This window comes from Bhargavaea ginsengi (assembly GCF_900109165.1).
Classification (GTDB): Bacteria; Bacillota; Bacilli; order Bacillales_A; family Planococcaceae; genus Bhargavaea; species Bhargavaea ginsengi.
Map to the genome: position 1 here is coordinate 393,632 of NZ_FNZF01000003.1, position 18,898 is coordinate 412,529.

Here is an 18,898-nt window from a genome sequence, read left to right on the forward strand (position 1 = left end):
CAGCCGGTTCGGCAAAGACTGAATAGAGGACAAAACGAAGGAAGTGAGAATGGTGGAAACCGCCTATCGGGGGACGAACAGATTAATCATCGGAATTGTATTTGGGGTACTGACCTTTTGGCTTTTTGCCCAGGCCATGGTCAACATCGTTCCGGCAATCCAAGAGGACCTGGGGGTATCAGCGGGAACGGTAAACATCGCAATCAGCCTGACCGCCCTTTTCTCAGGGATCTTCATTGTTGCTGCGGGCGGTCTTGCCGATAAAATCGGAAGGAAAAAAATCACGAACGTCGGCCTGATCTTAAGCATCATCGGCTCACTTTGTTTAGTGTTGGCAAACGGATCATTCCTACTCATTGTCGGCCGGATCATTCAGGGCGTATCGGCTGCCTGTATCATGCCGTCAACGATTGCCCTGATCAAAGACTATTTTGAAGGGGCAGACCGGCAGCGGGCACTCAGCTACTGGTCCATCGGTTCTTGGGGCGGTTCCGGCCTTTGTTCGCTGTTTGGCGGAGCGGTGGCCACTTATATGGGGTGGAAGTGGATTTTTATCTTATCCATCATTTTTGCCGTTCTGGCTTTGTGGCTGATCAAAGATACGCCGGAGAGCAAGGCAAAGCAGACCGGACATTCCAAATTTGACGTTGGCGGTCTGATCGTTTTCATCATCGCCATGCTGGCCCTGAATATTTTCATTACACAAGGTGCTGACATGGGCTGGGGCAACTGGCTGACGATCTCCCTGATTGTCGTTGCAGTCATTGGTACCATTGTCTTTATCAAGATTGAAAACGGGAAACCGAATGCCCTCATCGATTTCAAGTTATTTAAGAACGGGCCCTATACGGGTGCAACCATTTCAAACTTCCTTCTCAATGCCATTGCCGGAACATTAGTTGTGGCGAACACATATGTGCAGGAAGGAAGAGGATATACCTCGTTTCAGTCGGGGCTTCTTTCCATCGGATATCTGATTGCCGTCCTTTCCATGATCCGTGTAGGAGAAAAGATTCTTCAACGGATTGGTGCAAAAAAACCGATGCTCTGGGGTAACATTTTGACGGTGATCGGAGTTGGGCTGATGGGCCTGACTTTCTTGCCGGATATCGGATACACCATCGTCGTCATTATCGGATTCGCCTTATTTGGTTTGGGACTGGGGATTTATGCGACGCCATCTACGGACACCGCAGTTTCAAATGCTCCTAATGAAAAAATCGGGGCTGCGTCGGGTATTTATAAAATGGCGAGTTCCCTAGGCGCCGCTTTCGGAGTCGCGATTTCCGGAACTGTCTATGCGTCAATCGCAGCCAACGTCGGGCTGGATGTCGCGGCAACCGCAGGGATTATCACCAATGTCACCTTCGGCGTGCTCGCATTGCTGTCAATTATGTTCCTGGTTCCGAATGATGCAGGCAAAAGTGAAGGGAAATAAGCTGATTGGCGGCCATGCAAAAATATGGCCGCCTATTTGAATGCCTTAGGGTACATCAGAACAGCAAAAACGGCATCCCCGATTAGGAATGCCGCCATCAGATCCATCCATTGTCCTCCGCCTTGCGGCCCGGGTGCTTCCGGACGGCTCGTGTTGTTACGTGAGCTGGCCTCGACACCAGTCGGTCATCCTGTTCTGCAGGCGGATTCCCGGTAGGTTCCCCTCCTCTGCATTCCAGCAGGCAGACATGACGGTCATCGCGATGCAGGCACGGAAAAGCCGCTCTCTGCCTACCGGGAGCCGCCCGAGCATAACAGACGTGCGCAGGGCAAGCGTTTCTTCGAGCGGTTTTCCTTCCAGCTCATTGTAGAGGTAAGGTGCCAGGTCACAGGCGGGGTCGCCCGCATAGCCATGCGGATCGATTGCCATCCAGCCTCGCTTTTTATCCAGCAGGATGTTCTGGTGATGGAGGTCGCCGTGGAGCAATTCTGTCCGGCCATGCTCGGCCAGCCACCGGAAACAATCCTCCGCAAGCGCGACATGGCTTTCCGGAACAGGACCGCCGCCAGGATGCATGGCCCGGTAATTGGCGAACGCCTCCAATCCCATTTTTCCGACCGGGCGGATAGCCGCGCCATCGGGAAGCGGCCTGCGGATCTGCGCCCAAACCTCGCAGAAGCGCTCCGTTGCTTCCCTTTCATCCCGGATCGTCCGGAGCATGAACCCCGGCGACAGCCGTTCGATCAGCTGGACCCCGTCCTCGGGTACTGCGCGGAGAAGTTCGGCACAACCGTCCCCTGCGTAGGCCGACACGGCAAGAACCTCATTCCGGCTGCCCTCCGTCGGCACACCGATCTTCAGCACGGCCTCCGTCCCGTCCGCACGTGTTACGAATAGCACATAGTTGTAAGAGAGATTCGGTGCGGGACCTTTGACGGTCAGCCCCCAATCCTTCGTGTAACGGGCGATTGTTTCTCCAAGCCCATCCAAATAGGTCCTGCCCGCCTCCCCGAAGACAGCAACCATCCGTTTTTTAAATTCCTGCGGCGGATCGGCCTGATGATTTGAAGGTTTCATGAATAGGCTCCCATCTCCGGATTCATGGCGGGATGAATGTATACGATATGCAACTATATGCATATAAAGTTTAAAAACACGCATGAATAATACGCAATATATTGTCTGAAAACACTTTCATATATAAATTCCGTAAAAATCCAGTTATAATTATGCAAAACACTCGTTACGGAAGGAAGGTTTTCAGATGGACGGACTCTTGGGATACATTACGATAGCGGCGATGATTGTCATTATGCCGGGAGCGGACACGATTCTGCTTGTCCGCAACACCTTGAGTCACGGGACGAAAGCCGGCCGGTATTCGACGTTGGGCATGGCGACGGGCCTGATGTTCTGGACGCTCATTGCGGTGCTCGGACTCGCCGTCGTCATCGCAAAATCGGTTGTGCTGTTCACCATCATCAAGTACCTCGGGGCCGCCTATCTGATCTACCTCGGCATCAGGAGCCTGTTCGCGAAGAACCTGCTTTCCGTGGAAGAACTCGAAGCGGATCCTTCCGTGGGAACGAAATCCTATCATAAGGAATCGTTCCGCCAAGGCCTGCTCAGCAACATTTTCAACCCGAAAACCGTCATCGCCTATGTGACCATTATGCCACAGTTCATCAGTCTGGAAGGCAACGTGCCGGAGCAGCTGATCGTTCTCGGCCTCATCCTGACAGGACTTGCGGTCAGCTGGTTCTTCATCTTAGTGTTCATCATGGACCATGCCAAGCGCTGGCTGAACAACGCCCGTTTCCAGAATGGCTTCATGAAAGCGGCGGGCGCCCTGCTTGTCGGCTTCGGGATCAAGACAGCACTCTAACCAATTTGTATAAGTAATCGGCAAGGGTTTCTACCCTTGCCGATTTTCTTTATACTGGAAAAAAGGGGGCGTTCAGGATGGGGATGATTGAGTTCGTTTCGATTTTAGCGATGGTACTGGTGACAGGAGCGATCGCGGCGGTTATCTGGACGGCGGTCTTTTTGAACAGCCGGCGCAATGGATGGATCCTCCTGGCCTTCCTGATTTTTCTCGGTGCCCATCAGATTTATAATGCCTTTTAGTTCTCAACCGCAGCCAGCTTGATGCTGCTGTCGATCTATAGCGTCTTTGCGTTGCTGGCGGTCCGCCGCATCAGAACGCGGCAAACAAGAGAGACACCCGGGAATTAACGTCCCGGATGTCTCTCTTCGTTTATTGTTCAGACGGGCTCTGCCATCTTCGGCATCTCAATCTCAAATCCGAGATCCTGGAGCATCTTGAAGTCGCTGTTTTCTTCCTGTCCTTCTGTCGTCAGGTAGTCGCCGACGAAGATGCTGTTGGCCGCGTACAGGCCGAGCGGCTGAAGGGAGCGCAGATTGACTTCGCGCCCTCCGGAGATGCGGATTTCCTTGGTCGGATTGATGTAGCGGAAGAGGGCAAGCACTTTCAGGCAGTAGCGCGGATTCAGCTCATCCGTACCTTCCAGTTTCGTCCCGTCGATGGCATGGAGGAAGTTGACCGGAATCGAATCCGCATCCAGTGCACGCAGCGACCGCGCGATATCGATGACGTCCTCCTTTGTCTCCCTCATGCCAATGATGGCGCCGGAGCACGGGGACATGCCGTTGCGCTTGGCCATCTCGACTGTCCCTACCCGGTCTTCGTATGTATGGGAAGTCGTGATGAAATCGTGGTGGCGTTCGGATGTGTTCAGGTTATGGTTATAACGGTCAACACCGGCTTCCTTGAGTTTTGCCGCCTGCTCCTCTTTCAGGATGCCGAGGCAGGCGCATACCGTCAGTCCGTACGTTTCCTTAATCTCCTCGACTGCCTCGCTGACAACGCGGACATCTTTTGTCGTCGGGCCCCTGCCGCTCGCCACGATGCAGTACGTGCCGGCCTTGTTTTCATACGCCCGCCTGGCGCCTTCAAGAATCTGTTCCTTCGTGATGAACGGATACTTCTCGATCGGTGCGGTGGAGTCCCTGGACTGCGCACAGTAGCCGCAGTTTTCCGGGCAATAGCCGCTTTTTGCGTTGATGATCATGTTCAGTTTCACTTTTTTCCCGTAATAATGCTTCCGGATCGTAAACGCCCCGTGCAGGAGCGGCAGGAGATCATCATCGTCCGTTTCGAGGATGTTCATCGCCTCTTCATCCGTCAGCACTTTTCCCCCGATCACTTCTTCTGCGAGCGTCTGCCAATTCATCGCATTTCCCCCTCATCTGTTTTAATCGGAATGATTTTCAGCACTTTCTGCAGCCGGAAAGCAAAAATCCCAGCCAGTACCGCAAGCAGAATGTCCTTCGGGAGCGGCGGCATCATCCAGGCCCATGCCATCCAGTAGGAAAAGCCTTCAGGAGCACTGAACCACAGGCTATACGCCGCGTACATCCAGTTTGTCCCAAATAGGTAATTAATCACTGTCGCAGCCAGAGCAGCGATGACAAATGACTTGAGCGTCCCCCTGCGCTCAACAATCCGTCCCGCCACATAAGCGATCAGGATAAACGAGACGATAAAGCCGAATGTCGGCGACACGAGCGATGAAGCACCTCCGCCGAACCTGGCAAACACCGGCGCGCCCGCAAGTCCGATCAGCATATACACCGTGCAGGCAATGGCCCCTTTGCGGCTGCCGAGAATCAGTCCCGCCAGGATGGCAAAGAACGTCTGAAGCGTAATCGGCACACCCCCGACCACGAGAAACGGCACGAATGACGTAATGTTCGCACCGATCATCATCAGCGTCGCGAACAGCGCGCAATGGATGAGATCTAGAGGATGCCATCTGGTCTGAGCTCTTGTTGTTGCGGTTGCTTGCATGATTCATTCCCCCCACACTTATGTTAACCAACATATAAATTTTGTTAACACAAATATCATAGATAGAGAAACTCCATTTAGTCAACCTATAATTTATTTTAGTTAACCCATGTTAACTTGTGTGAGGCTCACAACTTTCGATAAGATGAGAGCAGGTGATGAAAAATGAAACCAAAAATCTATATGAACGACCATGTCTTGGCAGGCATGACGATGAAGGAGCCGGCCCGGCCGGAGTCCAACAATATGGCGCTCCACTCGTGCGAAAGTCAGGAGAAGATCATGGAGAACCGCCTGGCACTTTCAGATTGGGCCGGCGTGCCGCTGTCCCGTTTTGTCCTCGCCCACCAGACGCACAGCGACCGGTTCCACAAAGTGACCGCTGACGACTTCGGCCGCGGTGCAGAGCATGCGGACACCGCGATACCGGACACCGATGCACTCTATACCTTCGAGCCGGATGTGCTGATCGGGAGCTTCACCGCGGACTGCGTGCCGGTCATCTTTTCCCATGATGGAGCCGGCCTGACCGGAGTGATCCACTCCGGCTGGCAGGGAACCGTGAAGGAAATCACCCCCAAGCTGTTCAGGCACCTTAATGAGGTTGAAGGCTGCGATCCCGGCGGCTTCCGCGTGCAGCTCGGCGCCGCGCTCAGCCAGGAAAAGTTCGAAGTGAACCGCGACGTCTATGAGAAGTTCAGGGCACTCGGCTATGCCGATGAATTCATCGAGTACAATGAAGCAACCGGAAAATGGCATATCGACAACCAGAGAACAGTCGAAGCCCAGCTCCTCCAGGCGGGCATTCCGGCAGACCGGATCAGCATTGACCGTACATGCACGTTCAAAAGCCCCGACGGCTTCTCGTACCGCGAGGACAAGAAGGCGGGGCGCCATCTGAGCTTTATCGTGAGGAAAAAACGATGAGTACATCCGTCCGGCATGTCCGGACGTTTTTTTATGTCCAGGTTTGGTCCAGTTTGTCCGCATAAAAGCGGATCGCCTTCCCGTATTCGCTGATTGCCGGATCCGATGTGGTATCCGACAGGTTGATCAGCAGAAGTTCCATCGCTTCCGTGTGGCGTCCCAGGTTGTAAAGCACCATGGCATGGAACACCTGAATAGCGCGGTTCTCCGGGAATTCTTAACTTCTCCGGGTAAAGACTTCATTTGACTTTTCATAATCACCAAGTGTCCTATATGTGCTGCCGAGTCCGAGGTACGCCCGTTCCCGATCTTTTCCTGACAGACCCGTACGGATGGCTGTCTCATAGTGCGGTACCGCCGAACCCTCCTCCCCAATCACATCAAAGCTCCACGCTGCCTGATATCGGACTTCAGGATCATCCGGGTGTTTCTCTGCCAGTTCCACCAACAATGCATTTGATTCTTTTAGTCGTCCTTCCTTTCGCAGCCGTACGGCTTTCCTGATTTCTTCTATCAACGAACTTCCCCTCCTTTGTCCCATCAACATGTTACGTTCAGCTATAATTAAAAAATAAATCTTCCCGATCCGGAAGCGGAAAGGAGGCCGACAGCTTTGGAAAAAGGGAACATCCTCTCCGGGCGGTTCAGCCTGCGCGGCAAAATGATTTTGCTTATCAGCCTGCTTATTGCGACGGTCTCCCTCCTGTTCGCTTTTCTTCTGCACGACCTCCTCTCGGATACAATCGAGGACCAGGTCGGCAAGCGGGCTCTCAGCATCGCACACAGTGTCGCGGAGATTCCCGAGCTGCAGGACGCCTTTGCCCTGGAAGACCCCGCAGCCGTCATACAGGACATCGTTACGCCCATAATGGATAAAACGGAAGCGGAGTTCATCGTTGTTGGCAACCTGGAAGGAATCCGCTATTCCCATCCTGATCCGGAAAAGATCGGAGATGAAATGGTCGGAGGCGACAACGAACGCGCCCTTCGTTACGGAGAATCATATGTTTCCAAGCAGAGGGGTACACTCGGGCTGTCAATCCGGGGAAAGGTTCCGGTATATGAGGACGGGGAAATCGTCGGTGTCGTCTCAGTCGGTATCCTGAACAACAGCGTACAGACGCTGATCGATCACAGATCCCGCTCACTCTGGCTTACGCTCGGGCTTGTCCTGCTCATCGGCATTGCTGGTGCTGTCCTCATCTCCAGCTATATCAAACGGCTGCTCGGCAACATGGAGCCGGAGGAAATTTCTTCTCTGTATACGCGTCAGCAGGCAATTCTCCAGTCCACGCATGAAGGAATTATCGCAACGGATGGATCCAACAGGATTACGCTCATCAACGCAGCCGCCAGAGAGATTCTGGACGACAGTCCGGAAGCGGTGCCGGGCGGCTCCGCAAGCAGGCTGCTGCCCGTCCCGGAGGATTCCGGTGAAGCCTATCAGGGGAGGGAGATGGTTCTCGGCAACCAGACTGTTGTCGCCAACAGGACGCCGATAGCGGGAAGCGGGGCATACGCCGGTTCGGTCATCACTTTCCGCAGAAAAAGCGATCTCCAGAAAATCACGGAGGAACTTTCCAGGATCCGGCAATATGCAAATACGCAGCGCGCACAGACACATGAGCACTCCAACAAGATGCACATCATTCTCGGCCTGCTGATAAACGGCCGTTCTGACGAAGCCATCGACTATATCCGGAAAGAAAACAGCATGCAGACCGGACAGCTGAAGTTTCTGGAGGATCACTTGTCCGATCCGCTCATCCAAGCCCTCCTGCAGGGCAAGCAGAGCCGGGCGGCGGAACTCGGCATCAGGCTGTCCATCAACCCGGACAGCAGGCTTTCCCATGAATTGTCCGAAGCCCGTCAGGATGCCCTCCTGACCGCACTCGGCAATGTAATCGAGAACGCCTTTGAAGCCGTGCGCGCAAAGCCGGGAGGAAAACGTGCTGTTTCCGTGTACTTCACCGACCTGGGGAATGATGTCCTGTTTGAAGTCGAGGACACAGGCGGCGGTGTCGCGCCCGGGAACTTCGACCGGCTGTTCCGGTCCGGGTTCTCCACTAAGGACGGAGAGAGCCGTGGCATCGGCCTCGCCCTTTCAAGGCAGTCCTTGTCAGAAGTCGGTGGCGAAATCACCTATGAAGAAGGGGAATCCGGCGCCTGCTTCATCATCAGCATCCCGAAAAAAGAGGAGGAAGGATTGTGAATGACTTTTCCGTCCTGATCGTCGAAGACGACTTCAGGGTAGCCGATATCAATAGGCAGTATATCGAGTCCGTGGGAGATTTCCGCGTATCCGGAACGGCACGGAGCGGCCGGGAGGCACTGGACTTTCTCGCCGGGACGGATCCGCTGCCCGACTTGGTCCTGCTTGATCTCTATATTCCGGATGTACAGGGGCTTGAGCTGTTCCGGACGATCAGGCATCAATACCCTGACATCGACCTGATCGCCGTCACAGCGGCCAATGAAGCGGAAACGATCCGGGGCCTTCTCCGCGGCGGCATCTTTGATATTGTCATCAAACCGTTTGACGCGGGCCGGTTCGCGGGGACCCTCGAAAGATATCGGTCCTTCCGCGAGCTGGCCGACAGTGCGACGTCATTTAGCCAGCAGGAAATCGACCGGTTCACCGGCTTCCGGGGGCTTTCCACATCTGCCCCGAAAGAAGGGGACAACCTCCCGAAGGGAATCGATCCGATCACACTCGGCCAGATTCTCAAATTCTTCGGGGAATCCGGAACGGAAGGCATTACGGCAGCCAAACTCAGCAAAGAAATTGGAACGAGCCGCTCCACGGCGAGGCGCTATCTGGAATATTTGGTGGCCGCCGGCAAGATCCGGACACATCTGATCTACGGAACGGTCGGACGGCCGGAGCGCCGATACACGCCTCTGTGAAACTTATGAACTTTATTGTCTCTTATGAGAAATATCCGTTTTATCATAGTAATCTTTATCCCCTTCCCTTTCATGTGATATTTTCACTACAATGCGAAACGCGGAAAGTTTCACTCTCTTGCAAACGTATTCATTCACATAATCGGAAGGGGTCTTATAAATGAGCCTGAGTGTTATTGGATTTCTTACCATACTGGTAATCGTCGCCCTGCTGATCAGCGGGAAGGTCACCCCTATTGTCGCGATGGTGATTCCGCCGATCATCGGTGCTTTCATCGCGGGATTCACCTTCTCCGAACTGGGAACTTTCTTCGATGACGGGATCGCCACGGTCATCTCGGTCGCCGTCATGTTCATCTTCGCGATCATCTTCTTCGGCATCATGCAGGATGTGGGGCTGTTTGACCCGATTATCAGCAAGATGGTGGCCTGGTCGAGGGGAAATGTCATCCTTGTCAGCATCGCCACGGTTCTGATCGCTACAATCGCCCAGCTGGACGGCTCGGGGGCCTCAACATTCCTGATTACGATACCGGCCCTTCTCCCGCTTTATAAGCGGCTGAAGATGAACCCGTACCTGCTTCTTCTCCTGGTCGGAGGATCAGCGGCGATCATGAACATGCTGCCTTGGGCGGGACCGCTCGGGCGTACTGCGTCCGTCCTCGGCATGGACGTCACGGAACTTTGGCAGCCACTTATTCCGATACAGGTGATCGGCATGGTGCTGATGCTGGTTCTCGCCGTTCTTCTGGGTATGAGGGAACAGCGCCGCATTATCAAAAAGTATGGTTCTCTTGAACTGGCGGCCACAATCGATATGACCGCTGATGATGCTATTAATGACGAACAGGATACGGCAGAAGACGCCAACTCCCTCGCACGTCCGAAACTTCTCTGGATCAATGCAATCCTGGCAATCACCATCATCGCTCTGCTCATGTCGGGCATCATCCCGGCAGGCCTGGCCTTCATGATCGGTGTCGCCATCGCCCTGCCGATCAACTATCCGAACACCAAGGACCAGATGGACCGGATCCGCGCCCATGCGCCAAGCGCCCTGACGATGGCCTCCATCATTCTGGCAGCCGGATTGTTCCTCGGTATCCTGAACGGAACAGGCATGCTCAATGCCATCGCGACAGACGCGGTCAATATCCTGCCGGCTTCCGTCGCGCCTTACCTCCATATCATCATCGGGATTCTCGGCGTTCCATTCGACCTGCTCCTCAGCACGGACGCCTACTACTTCGGCCTGTTCCCGGTAGCCGAGCAGATTGCTGCGACGTATGGCGTACCATCGCTGTCCACCGCCTATGCGATGATCATCGGGAACATTGTCGGGACGTTCGTCAGCCCGCTTGCGCCGGCCGTCTGGCTGGCACTCGGACTCTCCGGCCTAGAGATGGGCAAGCACCTGCGCTATTCCCTCTTCTGGCTGTGGGGACTGGCCCTCGTCCTGCTGTTCATCGCTGTATTGATGGGCCTTATCCAAGTTTAATCAGACAAACCCGCCCCGGGTCCGGGGCGGGTTTTTGCTGCTTTTATCAGAACTGTACGCTGAAGCTTTTGAACCGGTGGGTGCCCGTGCCGAACCTGACGAGGTTCCGTTCCCGCAGCCCACCTGCTGCCGCTTTGACTTCTTGCAGAATCTCCGGGTCCAGCCCCAAGGTGTTGTGCGAACCGAAAATCCTGCTCACACCCGGAATATCCGCAATCCGCTCCAGTGAGCGGATCAGATCCTCGGGGCTCGTGGTCGGATAAAACGCGTAAACCGGCGTCCCGTCATATAGCAGGTCCCCCGTGAACAGATAGCCCTTCGTCTCATCATGGATCGTGACGTGGCCCGGCGAATGTCCGGGCGTATGATAGATTCTGAGTATCCTCCCGCCCAGATCAAAGGCATCCCCCTCTTTCAGGGTGCCGGCCGGAACGCCACGGAACGGACGATAGGCTTCCGGATCAAAACCGGACGGCGTCGGGATGGTGATGTCGCGGGTCATGTCTTTCCTGATCTGCTCATCAGTCCGCCCTTTGATTCCATTGACGATCCAGTCCAGCTCGTCCTCATGAACGTAGAACTTGTCAAACTGACCGTGGCTTCCGATATGATCCGCATGGACGTGGGTGGTCAGCACCTCGACCGGCAGATCGGTCAGCTGGTCGGTGATCGTCCGGATGTTGCCGATTCCAAGTCCGGTGTCAATCAGGATTGCTTTGTCCCGGCCGACCAGCAAAAATGAGTGCACTTTCTCCCAATGGCCATATTCGCTGATGGCATATGTATCGGAATCGATCTTCTGAACCGTGAACCAGTCATCCCGGATCATACTATCCCCCCCCTACCCGATAACCACCGGATTCCCCTGATTTTTCAAAGCAGCCAGGACACTCAGGGCGGCCAGATAGCTTGTTTTGGGGTTGCCCGGCATGGGCAGATTTTCGATGGTCGTCTTTATGTTTCCAAAACTTCCTTCGGCCTCGATTGTATGGGTGTTCCGTTCAACGGACGGGTCCGCGATGACCCTGACTCTCGTCTTTTCCGTTCCGATGCCGGCAAGAGACAGGGCGAGCGCGACGTTGACGTTTTTAGGAAACTCCCGGATCGCCTCGCCTGCAGGCCCATCAAACAGCCTCTTTTCTTCGCTGATCCCCTCAAGCCCGAGGGACGCGGGCGATTTTCTCGTAGTGATCATCACCTTTTCCAGTCCGCCCAGGGCATTTGCGGATTTCAGCAGATCCAGCCCCCCTACAGCACCCGACGGCAGGTGAACGGTGCGGCCATGATCTTTAGCGGTTTCCCTGACGTTTTCCAGAAATCCGCCGTCTGCAAATGCACCGACGCTGCTGACAATCAGGTCTTTTCCATTCTCCAGAACCGGAACCGAATAGGCGGCGGCCACTTCAACAGCGGCAGCCTCCACAACGATGTCAATGTCCGATTTGATGAACGAGTTAAAATCCCGATAAAAACGGGTCTGGTATGTTTCCGCAAGACCCTTCCCCGCCGCTTGGTTGCGGCCGAAGACGGCGGTGACGATTCCCGTGACCTGTTTTTCTTTATTAATGGACTTAAGCAGGTATTCCGCAATGTTTCCTGTACCCATGATGCCGATATTCAATGGAAATCCCTCCTTTCAGGTTCCCAAATCAGTTCCTGACCGCCTGCGCTTTCGAGAGAAGCGGCCGCCCATTGTCCCAGATGACATTGACCGGTATGCCGAAAAACTCGGACATGCGCTTTCCTGTGACGAGCTCATCAGTTTCCCCCGCATCGAAGACTTGTCCTTCCTTCAAAAGAAGGGTCTTGTTGAAGGCCGGCAGGATCTCCTCAATATGATGCGTGACATACAGGATCGTCGGCGCATCGGACCTTTCCGCGATCCGCCCGATTGATTCCAGCAATTCCTCGCGCGCAAGAAAATCGAGCCCGTTTGTCGGCTCATCCAGAATCAGCAGTTCCGGATCGGCCATAAGCGCCCTGCCGATCAGCACCCGCTGCTTTTCACCCTGCGACAGAGTTTCATAGTTTCGGTTGGCATATTCGAGGCAGCCGAGTTCCCTGAGGATGTCGATCCCCTTTTGGTCGATCTCCTCCGTTGTCTCCTCATACAGCCCGAATGATGCGTACGCGCCGCTCAGGACGACCTCATACGCATTGTCTCCCGGCTCCAGTTTCTGCTGGACCAATGAAGAGACAAAGCCGATCCGCTTCCTGAGCCGCTCTGAAAGATACGTCTTCCCGAACTCCATCCCGAGCACACGGATCGTTCCTGTAGACGGGAACAGATAGGCATTGATGAGCTCAAGGAGCGAGGTCTTGCCTGCACCGTTCAGCCCGTAAAGCACCCAGTGATCCCCTTTTTGGACTGTCCAATTGATGTCTTTTAGTATCCATTTCCCCTCCCGCTTGCGGGAGACATTTTCCATCTCGATAATCACGGCTTCACCTTCTTAATGTTCTGACTATATTGTACACCTGATTGTCCATAGGAAAAAGAGGCCCCTATCCGGAGCCTCTTTAAAATCATTCATTCAGATTCAGTGTTTTCCCTTTGACCATGAAGATGATGTTCTCTGCCATGTTCGTGACGTGGTCGCCGACCCGCTCGAGGTGGCGGCAGATAAAGGCCAGCTGGGTGATCTGGTTCACATGATCCGGGTTCCGGTGCATGTATCCCATGAGTTCCCGGATCAGCCGCCCGTATGCCTCATCGATCGCATCGTCTTCCTTGGCCAGCTCGAATGCGAGATCGATATCCTCCAGGTCATAGGCGTCGAATGCCTTCCGGAGCATGACCCGGACCGCGTCCGCCATCTTCGGAATGTCAACGATCGGTTTGATGAGCGGTTCATCTCCAATATGGAGGGTAGACTTGGCGATGTTCACCGCAAGGTCCCCGATGCGTTCCATGTCAGTCGAGATCTTGAGCGCGACAATGATCTTGCGGAGGTCGGTCGCGACAGGCTGTTGCTGGGTGATCAGCTGGATCACTTTTTGGTTGATTTCATCATCGAGCGCATTGATTTCGGCATCGTTCTGCTTCACCGCATTTGCGAGTGTCAGATTCTGCGTCTGCAGTGCGGACATCGAGTCCCCGAGCTGCCGCTCCGCGAGGTCCACCATGCGAAGCAAGGTGCCCTTGAGCTCTTCCAGTTCCGATTCAAACGTCTTCCTTACATTTCCCACTTTTCTCAACTTCGTGTCCCCCTTCTTAACCGAACCTGCCGGAGATGTAATCTTCGGTCCGCTGGTCGGCCGGGTTCTGGAAGATCTTATCCGTATCGTCAAACTCGATGACTTCCCCGTTCAGGAAGAATGCCGTCTTGTCCGAGATCCGTGCGGCCTGTTGCATATTGTGCGTAACGATGATGATCGAGTAGTTTTCTTTGAGTTCCTGGACGAGCTCCTCGACTTTCAGTGTGGAGATCGGGTCGAGTGCGGAAGTCGGTTCGTCCATAAGAATAACGTCCGGCTCAATCGCCAGCGCGCGGGCGATGCAGATCCGCTGCTGCTGGCCGCCCGAGAGCGAGTAGGCATTTGTATTCAAGCGGTCCTTGACCTCATCCCAGATCGCCGCGCCGCGAAGGCTCTGTTCGACAATCTCATCGAGGACCTTTTTGTTTTTGATGCCGTGGATGCGCGGGCCGTAAGCGATGTTGTCATAGATCGATTTCGGGAACGGGTTCGGCTTCTGGAATACCATGCCGACGCGTGTGCGGAGTTCTTCGACCGAATACTTCGCTTCGAAAATGTTGCGGCCGCGGTAGAGGATTTCCCCCGATGTGCGGACTCCGTCAACGAGTTCGACCATGCGGTTCAATGTCTTGATGTAGGTCGACTTCCCGCAGCCCGAAGGCCCGATGATCGCAGTCACTTCGTTTTCGCGGATCGGCAGGTCGATGTTCTTCAGTGCATGGTGGCTGCCATACCAGAGGTTCAGTTGTTTCGTATCATAAACGACCGGCTTTGCCGCTTCCCGGACTGGGGCTTCCAGCGGGCTCACGGCTGCTTGGGTCTCGTTTTCGGTTCGGTTCATAAGTTGTACCATTCCTTTTTTCCTCCCAGTTCTCAGTATCGCTTCTGGAATTTATTCCGGATCAGGACAGCAATCGAATTCATCAAAAGCAGGAACGCCATAAGAACAATGATGCCCGCTGAGGCAACTTGCTGGAAGTCAGCCTGCGGCCGCTTCGCCCAGTCGTAGATCTGCATCGGAAGCGCAGTGAACGTATCCATGACGCCGGACGGCAGAAACTGGATGATGACCGGCACACCGATGACGATGAGCGGTGCAGTTTCACCAATCGCGCGGGACAGGGCGAGAATGCTGCCCGTCAGGATGCCCGGGATTGCACTCGGAAGCACAACACGGACGATTGTCTGCCATTTTGTCGCACCCATCCCGTAGGATGCTTCACGCACGTGCTGGGGCACAGCGCGGATTGCTTCCTGCGCAGCCACGATGATGACCGGAAGGATGAGCAGGCTCATTGTGAAGCCTGCAGCCAGGATGCTGTTGCCGAGGGCGAGCGCCCGTACGAAGATTGTCAGGCCGAGAAGACCGAAGACGACGGACGGAACGCCGGCCAGGTTCGAGATGTTCATGCGGATAAAATCATTGACCCGATTTTTCTTGGCGTATTCCTCCAGGTAGATCGCCGTGCCGATACCGAGGAACATCGAAACCGGTGCGACGACAGCCATGAGCCAGAGCGATCCGACAAGTGCGGCCTTGATGCCGGCCTTCTCGGGGAATCGCGATGCGAAGTTCTGGAAAAAGTCCAGGGACAGGAAGCCGAGGCCCTGTGACAGGATTCTGTAGAACAGGATACCGAGCACAAGCAGTGCTACAAGCGTCGCCATGAAGAACAACGTTTTGAAAACCGTGTTTGTGATTTTCCGGCCGTCCATCCGTTTGGACACGGAAGCCGGATCGATAAAGCGTTTGTTAGCGCCGGGCTGCTGTTCGGTGATTCTCATATCAGTACGCCTCCCTGAATCGTTTCGTAATGCGGTTCGCCAGGAAGTTCATCAGGAGCGTGAAGAGGAACAGTGTGAAGCCGACCGCGTAGATCGAATAGTAGATCGGCGTGCCGTAGCCTGCGTCACCTGTGGAGACCTGCACGATATAAGCGGTCATTGTCTGGATGGAGCCCGTGAAGTCCGCATCGAAGCGCGGCGTCGAACCGCCTGCGAGCGATACGATCATCGTTTCTCCGATTGCGCGCGATGTTGCCAGAACGACAGATGCGAGGATTCCGGACAGGGCAGCAGGGAGGACAACCTTCATCGCGACCTCGAATTTCGTCGCGCCCATTGCAAGCGCCCCTTCCCGCATGGCGTTAGGCACGGCACTCATCGCATCTTCGGAAAGTGAAGCGATCATGGGGATGATCATAAATCCGACCACGATACCGGGGCTGAGGGCATTGAAGATCTTCAGGTCCGGAATGATCGTCTGCAGAACCGGAGTCACAAATGTCAGGGCGAAGAAGCCATAGACGATCGTCGGAACGCCCGCCAATACCTCAAGAACCGGCTTGATGATGCGGCGCGCGGTATCTGAAGCATATTCGCTCAGGTAGATCGCGGCTGCAAGGCCGATCGGCACTGCGACGACCACGGCAATCAGTGTGATCTTGAGCGTGCCTACAATCAGCGGCAGAATGCCGAATCTTGGCTCCTTATTGGAGAACGGCAGCCATTCCGTACCGAAGATGAACGACAGGATCGGCACTTGCCTGAAGAATGTCACCGTCTCGAAGATCAGTGTCGCGACAATTCCGATGGTCGTCAGCACAGAGACGCCAGCGATCATGAAGAGAATGATCGGGATGATTTTCTCGATGACTTTTTTTCGTTTGTTGTTTCCCGCTTTGGCGATAAGTTCCTGTACGGATGCCCGTTCCCGGGGTGTCGGATTTACCATCATTTACCTCCATTTATTTGGAAAGCAGAAAGAAATGAGCAGCGGATTGCCGCTCATTTTCCCTGCAGAGAGATTAAAGTCAGTTTAGTTTTTGAATTCTTCAAGCTTTGTAATCTGTTCGTCGGAAACTTCCTGTGGAAGGCTGACATAGCCGACTGCTTCAGCCATGTCACCGGCGTTTTCCAGTGCGAACTCAAAGAAATCATAAGTTGCTGCATCGTTCTGGAGCGATTCGTTGCTTACGTATGTGTAAAGCGGACGGGACAGCGGCGAGTATTCACCGGACTCGATCGTTTCGTTCGTTGGTTCTACACCATCGATTGCAACTGCTGTGATTGTGTCCTGGTTGGCCACGTAGTACGAGTATCCAAAGAAGCCGATTGCGTTCTTGTCACCCTGTACGCCCTGTACGAGGACGTTGTCGTCTTCAGAGAGTGTTGCGTCCTGGACCATGTCTTCTTCTTCAAGGATGACTTCGTTGAAGTAGTCATACGTACCGGAGTCTGTACCAGGGGAGTAGAAGACGATTTCTTCTTCAGGCCATTCCGGATTGATGTCGGACCATTTCTTGGTTGTACCGTCTTCAACCCAGATCTTTTTCAGGTCTTCAACCGTCAGTTCCGTTGCCCAGTCGTTCTCAGAGTTGACGACCACTGTCAGGCCATCATAAGCGAGAAGGAATTCAGTGTAGTCGACGCCTGCTTCTTCAAGCTTCTGCTTTTCTTCGTCTTTGATCTCACGGGATGCGTTCGAGAAGTCAGTCTCGCCTGCGATGAATTTCTCCATTCCGCCACCCGTACCGGATACACCGACGGTTACCTGGACGTCAGTTCCGCTTGCTGCATATTCTTCGACGAGGGCTTCCATGACCGGCGCGACTGTACTCGAGCCATCACCGGAAACTTGGCCTTCAACTGCTTCTTCAGAAGACTGATCTGCAGATTCGCTTGCCGTGCCGCTTTCAGCTGCCTGTTCTTCAGTTGCTTCATCTGTTGCTGCATCTTCTTCTGCGTCGCTTCCGCATGCGCCAAGCAGCAGAGCTGATGAGACGACAGTGAGTCCGAGATAGTGTTTCCAGCTTTTCATGTAAATGTTCCCCCTGTTAATCGTAGTCGTTTTGTTTACAGTCCCTACTTTATCAGCGGGTTATTGAGGGGAAATGAATAGACTGTAAAGGATTTGTTAAGGTGAAAATGAAGAGGATTTACAAAGTTAACAGAGTGCGAGGAAAGACGGCATGACGGCGTTCCGGGAATCCGGCCGATATTCGTTCTATGCCCTTAGAAGGGCCGTAATAGAGAATGAATAAGACTATCGAATTAGGAATCCGGTTTTGCATAACAGGAAATATGGATGAGGAGGAATAGGGAGAATCGCGGTCAGAAAGTCGTATATTCATGGAATTGAATACAGGTCTATGAGACTGATTCGACCTCCTATTTGAAGCCATTATAGAAAAAAGACTGATCAGCTTTGCAATCAGTCTTTTTTCATCAATATCAGAATGCCGCAGTCCATCCGCCGTCCGCGACGATGACCGTGCCGTTGACGAAGCTGGATTCATCAGAGGCGAGGAAGAGGGCGACACGGGCAATCTCATCCGGCCGGCCGATGCGCGGCATGACTTCCTGAACCGCCTTGGTGCGTGAAGCACCGAACTCATTGAAGCCCTGCATCGAGGAAGCGATGTTTGTCGCCACGCCGCCCGGTGCGATGGCGTTGCAGCGGATGCCTTTCTCCGCATACATATAACCGGTGTTCTTCGTTAGGCCGACAACCGCGTGCTTGGATGCCCCGTAGGCAGCTCCGGCGTGTGCACCGTTCAGGCCGCCCGTCGAGGCGATGTTGATGATGACACCCCACTCTTTTTCGAGGAAGATAGGGATCGCCTTGCGCATAGCCCGCATGACACCTTTTGTGTTCACGTCGAAGATCATATCCCAGCGCTCGTCCTGAATGTCGCCGACCGCTTCAAATCCGTCCATGATGCCAGCGTTGTTGACGAGGATGTCCAGCGTTCCGTATTCGGAAACGGCCGCATCGATCATGGCGTCTACGTCTTCCTGGTTGGCTACGTTCGCGCTCACCGCTTTTGCTGTGCCACCCTGAGCGATGATGCCTTCCGTGACCGCCTCTGCACCTTCCAGATTCAGATCCGCCACGATGACTTTCGCGCCTTCCCTGGCATACAGTTCTGCAATTGATTTCCCCATGCCGGATGCCGCTCCCGTTACGACCGCCACTTTGTTTTCAAGTTTCATATTTGTCCCCTCCACTTCTTATCCTTCTGACTCTCTCTTCATTATAGCGACCCTTTTTTTATAA

Annotated in this window: 19 protein-coding genes and 1 pseudogene; 7 read left to right on the top strand and 13 right to left on the bottom strand. The window is 54.2% G+C overall.

Annotated features, from left to right (window positions below; genetic code table 11):
* Positions 1–49: 49 nt before the first annotated feature.
* Positions 50–1,438 (top strand): MFS transporter, encoded by a 1,389-nt coding sequence (locus BMX91_RS10765; RefSeq protein WP_092053703.1) that lies wholly within the window; start codon positions 50–52, stop codon positions 1,436–1,438.
* Positions 1,439–1,594: 156 nt separating this feature from the next.
* Here the strand turns inward: BMX91_RS10765 and BMX91_RS10770 are convergent, their stop codons facing one another.
* On the bottom strand, positions 1,595–2,515 hold the full coding sequence (locus tag BMX91_RS10770; RefSeq protein WP_177168355.1) for an aminoglycoside phosphotransferase family protein: 921 nt from the start codon (positions 2,513–2,515) through the stop codon (positions 1,595–1,597).
* A gap of 187 nt (positions 2,516–2,702) precedes the next feature.
* Between BMX91_RS10770 and BMX91_RS10775 the strand changes: the two genes are divergently transcribed.
* Positions 2,703–3,323 (top strand): LysE family transporter, encoded by a 621-nt coding sequence (locus BMX91_RS10775; protein WP_092053710.1) that lies wholly within the window; start codon positions 2,703–2,705, stop codon positions 3,321–3,323.
* A gap of 77 nt (positions 3,324–3,400) precedes the next feature.
* Positions 3,401–3,565: a hypothetical protein gene (locus BMX91_RS15780; RefSeq protein ID WP_177168356.1), complete on the top strand. Its 165-nt coding sequence runs from the start codon at positions 3,401–3,403 to the stop codon at positions 3,563–3,565.
* A 137-nt stretch (positions 3,566–3,702) separates the two neighbouring features.
* Here the strand turns inward: BMX91_RS15780 and bioB are convergent, their stop codons facing one another.
* Positions 3,703–4,692: a biotin synthase BioB gene (gene bioB, locus BMX91_RS10780; protein WP_092053714.1), complete on the bottom strand. Its 990-nt coding sequence runs from the start codon at positions 4,690–4,692 to the stop codon at positions 3,703–3,705.
* The gene (locus BMX91_RS10785; protein WP_092053718.1) at positions 4,689–5,309 is read right to left on the bottom strand and encodes a biotin transporter BioY; all 621 of its coding nucleotides are present in this window, start codon (positions 5,307–5,309) and stop codon (positions 4,689–4,691) included. Before BMX91_RS10785 ends, bioB begins: the two co-directional genes overlap by 4 nt.
* Positions 5,310–5,474: 165 nt before the next feature.
* Between BMX91_RS10785 and pgeF the strand changes: the two genes are divergently transcribed.
* Positions 5,475–6,236, top strand: a complete 762-nt coding sequence (gene pgeF, locus BMX91_RS10790) for a peptidoglycan editing factor PgeF (protein WP_092053721.1) — start codon at positions 5,475–5,477, stop codon at positions 6,234–6,236.
* A gap of 31 nt (positions 6,237–6,267) precedes the next feature.
* Here pgeF and BMX91_RS10795 read toward each other — a convergent pair.
* Positions 6,268–6,777 (bottom strand): annotated as a pseudogene (locus BMX91_RS10795) (tetratricopeptide repeat protein).
* A 72-nt stretch (positions 6,778–6,849) separates the two neighbouring features.
* Here BMX91_RS10795 and BMX91_RS10800 point away from each other — a divergent pair.
* The 3 genes from BMX91_RS10800 to BMX91_RS10810 all read left to right on the top strand — a co-directional run bounded on the left by BMX91_RS10800 (position 6,850) and on the right by BMX91_RS10810 (position 10,641).
* Complete coding sequence (locus tag BMX91_RS10800) at positions 6,850–8,448, top strand: ATP-binding protein (RefSeq protein ID WP_245744391.1); 1,599 nt, start codon at positions 6,850–6,852, stop codon at positions 8,446–8,448.
* Positions 8,445–9,143, top strand: a complete 699-nt coding sequence (locus BMX91_RS10805) for a response regulator (protein WP_092053725.1) — start codon at positions 8,445–8,447, stop codon at positions 9,141–9,143. The genes BMX91_RS10800 and BMX91_RS10805 overlap by 4 nt, the downstream gene beginning before the upstream one ends.
* Positions 9,144–9,303: 160 nt before the next feature.
* Entirely contained in the window at positions 9,304–10,641 is a 1,338-nt protein-coding gene (locus BMX91_RS10810) for a CitMHS family transporter (protein WP_092053730.1), read from the top strand.
* Positions 10,642–10,687: 46 nt separating this feature from the next.
* On the opposite strand, the gene BMX91_RS10815 is transcribed toward BMX91_RS10810, so the two are convergent.
* From BMX91_RS10815 to BMX91_RS10855, 9 genes are all read right to left on the bottom strand, one after another.
* Complete coding sequence (locus tag BMX91_RS10815) at positions 10,688–11,470, bottom strand: MBL fold metallo-hydrolase (protein WP_092053734.1); 783 nt, start codon at positions 11,468–11,470, stop codon at positions 10,688–10,690.
* Between the two features lie 12 nt (positions 11,471–11,482).
* A complete protein-coding gene (gene nadX, locus BMX91_RS10820; protein ID WP_092053737.1) occupies positions 11,483–12,262 on the bottom strand; it encodes an aspartate dehydrogenase in 780 nt (259 codons plus the stop codon).
* A 28-nt stretch (positions 12,263–12,290) separates the two neighbouring features.
* Positions 12,291–13,082, bottom strand: a complete 792-nt coding sequence (locus BMX91_RS10825; RefSeq protein ID WP_092053741.1) for an ABC transporter ATP-binding protein — start codon at positions 13,080–13,082, stop codon at positions 12,291–12,293.
* A gap of 85 nt (positions 13,083–13,167) precedes the next feature.
* A complete protein-coding gene (phoU, locus tag BMX91_RS10830) occupies positions 13,168–13,830 on the bottom strand; it encodes a phosphate signaling complex protein PhoU (RefSeq protein ID WP_245744407.1) in 663 nt (220 codons plus the stop codon).
* 25 nt (positions 13,831–13,855) lie between these two features.
* Positions 13,856–14,680, bottom strand: a complete 825-nt coding sequence (pstB, locus tag BMX91_RS10835) for a phosphate ABC transporter ATP-binding protein PstB (RefSeq protein WP_245744409.1) — start codon at positions 14,678–14,680, stop codon at positions 13,856–13,858.
* 32 nt (positions 14,681–14,712) lie between these two features.
* Positions 14,713–15,555 (bottom strand): phosphate ABC transporter permease PstA, encoded by an 843-nt coding sequence (gene pstA, locus BMX91_RS10840; RefSeq protein ID WP_407640878.1) that lies wholly within the window; start codon positions 15,553–15,555, stop codon positions 14,713–14,715.
* 70 nt (positions 15,556–15,625) lie between these two features.
* The gene (gene pstC / locus BMX91_RS10845) at positions 15,626–16,573 is read right to left on the bottom strand and encodes a phosphate ABC transporter permease subunit PstC (protein ID WP_092053758.1); all 948 of its coding nucleotides are present in this window, start codon (positions 16,571–16,573) and stop codon (positions 15,626–15,628) included.
* 84 nt (positions 16,574–16,657) lie between these two features.
* Complete coding sequence (locus BMX91_RS10850; RefSeq protein ID WP_092053762.1) at positions 16,658–17,659, bottom strand: PstS family phosphate ABC transporter substrate-binding protein; 1,002 nt, start codon at positions 17,657–17,659, stop codon at positions 16,658–16,660.
* A gap of 413 nt (positions 17,660–18,072) precedes the next feature.
* Positions 18,073–18,834, bottom strand: a complete 762-nt coding sequence (locus BMX91_RS10855) for an SDR family oxidoreductase (RefSeq protein WP_092053766.1) — start codon at positions 18,832–18,834, stop codon at positions 18,073–18,075.
* Between the last annotated feature and the right edge of the window lie 64 nt (positions 18,835–18,898).